The organism is Bacteroides xylanisolvens XB1A (genome assembly GCF_000210075.1).
GTDB classification, from domain to species: domain Bacteria; phylum Bacteroidota; class Bacteroidia; order Bacteroidales; family Bacteroidaceae; genus Bacteroides; species Bacteroides xylanisolvens.
Genome location: NC_021017.1, coordinates 5054945 through 5060075 on the forward strand (window position 1 = coordinate 5054945; position 5131 = coordinate 5060075).

A 5131-nucleotide genomic window follows, 5' to 3' on the forward strand; every position below is an offset into this window, starting at 1 on the left:
AATTTTTGTGGTTGAAGCACCCGGAGGGACACCGGGTGCTTTTTATAAATCTTCTCTACATCACCCTATAAATATACCATTCCTATCTTTTTTTATTTTTTTTCGCACGTAACTATCTGATACGCAAAAATAGTTACCTCTTTGTAACTATCTAACGTTTAAGTAACTTCTTTTTTTATACTAAGTGTATTTATATCTTTGCAATCGAAAAAGATACTTAATATATCATGTTTACCGCATTGGTATATTTGTTTGGTATCTTAACAATGCATTATTAACTAATAAAAAAAGAATTATGCACTACACTGGAACTATTTGGCGACCGCCTTACGAAGCATACTCAATGCTCATTCAAGTAACGGCTGGATGTACTCACCATTCCTGCAAATTTTGTACTTTATACGAAGATTTACCTTTCAAATTTAGGCTATCACCAATTGAAGAGGTAAAATCGGATTTAAAGGAAGCAAGTTATTATTATAGACACGCACAAAGGGTGTTTTTCACAGGTGCAAACCCATTTGTGCTTAGTGTGAATAAGCTTAAAACACTTGCGAAAATGGTACATCAATACTTCCCTGCTTGTCAGAGTATAGGGTGTTTTGCACGAATTACGGACATTACCCCTAAATCTGTTACAGAATTAAAAGAATTGCGAGAACTCGGATATGATGGAATTACAATCGGAGTTGAAACCGGATATGATGAATCTTTGATTTTCATGAGAAAGGGATTTCTATCAAAGGACATCATTGAGCAATGTAAGAAATTGGAAGAAGCAAATATTACCTATAACTTCTTTTATTTGACAGGAATTTATGGTAGTGGAAAAGGCAAGATGGGTGCAAAGGTAACAGCAGAAATCTTCAATCAGCTTCATCCGCAAATAATTGAATCTTCAATGCTAACAATTTATCCGACTTCGGAACTGTATAAGGAAATACAGGCTGGTAACTGGAAAGAAGAAACTGAAATTGAGAAGTTGGAGGAAATGAAGACTTTGATTGAAAATCTTAAAATTGATGCTCGATTTGTAACGGATGGGGCGTCCAACTTAATTCAGGTTAGAGGCAATTTGAAAACAGATAAACAAAAAATGATTGCTTTTCTAAAACAACAAATAGCAGAGCAAGACGAATCTTATTTGAGAAGCTATCGTGAAAATCTGCCACATTTATAAAATCTATCTAATGAAAGCAGATATTAGAGTTATAGTAAAAGGTGTTCAACAATATGCTGATTATATTGACGAGATAGTGACTAATGCTATTGGAAAATATTCTATTGTTAATGGTCTGCATATTGTTGAATATCGAGAACTATGTAAAGGTGGACATATCATTGAAAACAAATTGGTAATCAGTAATAAATCTGTTTGTTTATACCGAAGTGGGAGTTTGTTCTCTGAAATGTCTTTCATAGAGGGAGAATGTACGGAATCTGATTATATTAATACAGATGGAGAACTCAATGTAAAAATCAAAACATTGTCTTACCATCCTACAATTAGTGATAACAATATTCATATTGAGTTGAATTATGACTTATTCATAAATAACCAGTTCCTCTCGAATAACTCCCTTACCATATTTATTAATGAAATGGTATTGTAAACTATAATATTATGACTTTATGAAAATAAGAATAATTGATTTATTGAAAACAACTACTTATAATATTAATGTAAGTGTAAACGGCTGGGTACGAACGCATAGACAAAGTAAAAACATTAGTTTCATTGCAATAAATGATGGTTCAACTGTTCATAATCTGCAAATTGTGGCTGAACATGAAAAGATAAAAAAAGATTTTCTTAAATTGGTAACTACCGGAAGTGCCATTCGGGTAGATGGTATGTTTGCACTATCTACTGGAAATCAGCAGCATGGAGAAATAATAGCCCAAAATATAGTTTTATATGGCACTGCCGACCCACAGGAATATCCTTTACAAAAGAAAGAACACTCGTTAGATTTTTTGCGGAATATTGCTCATTTACGCTTACGCACAAATATTTTTGGCGCAATATTTCGTATGCGCCATAATATGGCTTTTGCCATACATCGTTATTTCAATGAAAGAGGATTCTTCTATTTCAATACTCCTATAATAACAACATCGGATAGTGAGGGAGCAGGAGAACTCTTTGAAGTCAAAACGGAATTAAAAGATGATTTTTTCGGTTCCCCAGCCAATTTAACAGTTTCGGGACAATTAGAGGGCGAGCTCGGTGCGTTAGCATTGGGGGCAATTTACACCTTTAGCCCGACTTTTAGGGCAGAAAATTCAAATACATTCCGTCATCTTTCCGAATTTTGGATGATTGAACCGGAAGTTGCCTTTAATGATATTAACGACAATATGGATTTGGCAGAGGACTTTTTGAAATATCTAATCCGTTATGCACTTGAAAATTGCGAAAGTGATTTAGCTTTTTTAAATGACAACGTAGATAATGGTTTAATGGATAAATTACATTTTGTTGCAAATAATGAATTTATGCGTTTGCCTTATTCTAAAGCTATAGAGATTTTACAAGAATCCGGGCGTCAGTTTGATTACCCTGTAAAACCGGGAATTGATTTATGTGCTGAACATGAACGTCATTTGGTGGAAGAATATTTTCGCCGCCCTGTGATTGTTACAGATTATCCTAAAGAGATAAAAGCATTCTATATGAAACAAAATGAAGATGGGAAAACAGTTCGTGCAATGGATGTATTATTTCCGAAAATTGGGGAAATCATAGGAGGTTCTGAACGGGAAGCCGATTATACAAAATTATTGCGGAGAATGAAAGAATTGAATATGAATACCGAAAAACTGTGGTGGTATCTTGAATCACGCAAATTTGGCACTGTTCCCCATTCAGGATTTGGATTGGGTTTTGAACGATTGATGCTGTTTATTACAGGCATGACAAACATTCGGGATGTTATTCCGTTTCCACGTACACCCCGAAATGCAAATTTCTGATTATAACGAAATTCAATCATGCAAGATTATATCAATGAAATATTGCATCGAATAAATGAAGAAATGGAGTTGCTTGGCATTGATGAAAATGTCTGCGTGGAGGATGCTTTGCATATGATAGATGTCATACGACCTTTATTCGATAACTTACGGAGCATGACTGTAAAATATGAATTTCAGAACGAAGAAGAAGAAATTCATTTCTTTAAAGATATAAAGCCAGACATTCTTAGTCGGTATTTATACTTTTACAAAATAACAAGAATTGAGATGAAACGTCCGATTGGCAGTGATGATGTACAACGAGAGTATCTTCATTGCCAATTGGATAATTTGAAATATTTCTTTGACCAAAATCTTGATTTCTACCAATATTATCGTTCGAAAGCAACCCACTTAGATTCTTATTATTTTGTTCGATATAAAGCGAATTTCAGATTGTGTGTTGATAGTGCATTTTTAGATAAAGACCCAGCCTTTTCTACTGGATATGATTACAAAGTAGCTAAAATTTTGTCGAATGAAATGCTACGAATATATCTCAATAGACAATTACAATTGTTAGACAGGAAAATGCAAATATCTAAAATACGAGCGGCACTTTCTGACTTTAATCTGAAATGGACTGGCTCTAAATCAGATGCAGTAGAGTTTGGATATGGACTTGTTGCTATTGCAACACTCAATAATGGAAATGTGACAATAAAAGAAATCATGGCTTTCATTGAAGCAGCTTTTGATATAGATTTAGGAGATTATTATCGAACATATTTAACTCTCAAAAGCAGAAAGAAAAATCGAACTGCCTTTTTTACATCAGTAATCGAACAACTGTTAAAGCGAATGGAATCGGATGAACTGTAATAAAGATATTTAGTCCACATAAAAACTACCAAGTAATTATCAACTTGGTAGTTTTTGTTTTTATACGATTTAGACATGAAATGCGGCATTTTCAGGTAATAACACCCTGCTTTTGCTACTGAAAAAGAGAAAAATAAATATTCACCAACTTGGAAAGAGGTTGGAAGATTTATTTTTTCAAATGCTTCAACTTTGCAGCAAATCAATTAGTTAGCGAAATGGAGATAATAACATTTGAGTCAAAAGCCTACAAGGAATTAGACAACAAGATTACCGCTATTGCCGATTATATATTTAATCACACAGAAGCGGAAAGTACCAATGAGGATGAAATTTGGGTGGATAGTTACGAGGTCTGCACATTTCTAAAAATCAGTGACCGGACATTACAACGCTTGCGGGCAGCTGGGACAGTCACTTATTCCAATATCAAGGGACATTATTTCTACAAGATTGGAGAAATAAAACGATTATTGGAAGAACGCCTGATTAGACGAGATAAGGACAGTATTAATGACCTGATAACCAACCACCAGCTATATGTTAAGGAAAGAAGAAATATTAGAAAGGACAAATAATGGGTTATCCGTGTTCAAGCATTACATATCCGGTAATTGGCGGATAGGACGCAATTTCTTAAACCCGCTTTATGAGGATAACAAAGCGTCCTGTAACATCTATTTCGACCGCCGAAGTGGTATCTATAAGATGAAAGATTTCGGCAACGACAGTTATAGCGGTGATTGTTTCTTTTTCGTGGGGCAACTCAAAGGACTGGACTGCAACAACTCAATGGATTTTGTGGAAATACTGGAAACCATAGACCGGGATTTGGGATTGGGACTGGCAACAGGTAATCCGATACCAGTTACCCGTACTTCTTCCCATATAATAAATGATATGCCGGAAGAAACACCTGAAAAGGAAAGCAAACCCTACCAATTCAGGGAACAGAAATTTCCGCTTGCCGAATTGATGTACTGGCAGCAGTATGGTATTACACCGGAAATATTGGAATTTTATAAGGTGTGTTCCTTACGGGACTTTCAGAGCGTAACAGCGGATGGAACACCGTTCACTTATGCTTCATCCGTAACAGAACCGATGTACGGGTATAAGAACAAACGGTACATAAAACTGTACCGTCCATTCTCGAAAACCCGTTTCCTCTATGGTGGTAACTTCGGGGAAAACTATTGTTTCGGATTGGAACAACTACCCGCAAAGGGTGATACACTGTTTATCACGGGTGGTGAAAAGGATGTCATGTCATTGGCGGCACATGGTTTTC

The 5131-nt window shown here is 35.3% G+C and carries 5 protein-coding genes and 1 pseudogene; all 6 read left to right on the forward strand.

Annotated elements, in window-relative coordinates; genetic code table 11:
* Positions 1-295: 295 nt before the first annotated feature.
* Positions 296-1180: a radical SAM protein gene (locus tag BXY_RS19750; RefSeq protein WP_134993641.1), complete on the forward strand. Its 885-nt coding sequence runs from the start codon at positions 296-298 to the stop codon at positions 1178-1180.
* A 10-nt stretch (positions 1181-1190) separates the two neighbouring features.
* Positions 1191-1613: a YwiB family protein gene (locus BXY_RS19755; protein WP_015532769.1), complete on the forward strand. Its 423-nt coding sequence runs from the start codon at positions 1191-1193 to the stop codon at positions 1611-1613.
* 19 nt (positions 1614-1632) lie between these two features.
* Positions 1633-2976, forward strand: a complete 1344-nt coding sequence (gene asnS, locus BXY_RS19760; RefSeq protein ID WP_015532770.1) for an asparagine--tRNA ligase — start codon at positions 1633-1635, stop codon at positions 2974-2976.
* A gap of 18 nt (positions 2977-2994) precedes the next feature.
* Positions 2995-3840 (forward strand): RteC domain-containing protein, encoded by an 846-nt coding sequence (locus BXY_RS19765; protein WP_004319747.1) that lies wholly within the window; start codon positions 2995-2997, stop codon positions 3838-3840.
* A 218-nt stretch (positions 3841-4058) separates the two neighbouring features.
* Complete coding sequence (locus BXY_RS19770; RefSeq protein ID WP_134993347.1) at positions 4059-4418, forward strand: helix-turn-helix domain-containing protein; 360 nt, start codon at positions 4059-4061, stop codon at positions 4416-4418.
* Positions 4381-5131 (forward strand): annotated as a pseudogene (locus BXY_RS19775) (toprim domain-containing protein); the annotation flags it as partial. The gene BXY_RS19770 and the pseudogene BXY_RS19775, both read left to right, overlap by 38 nt.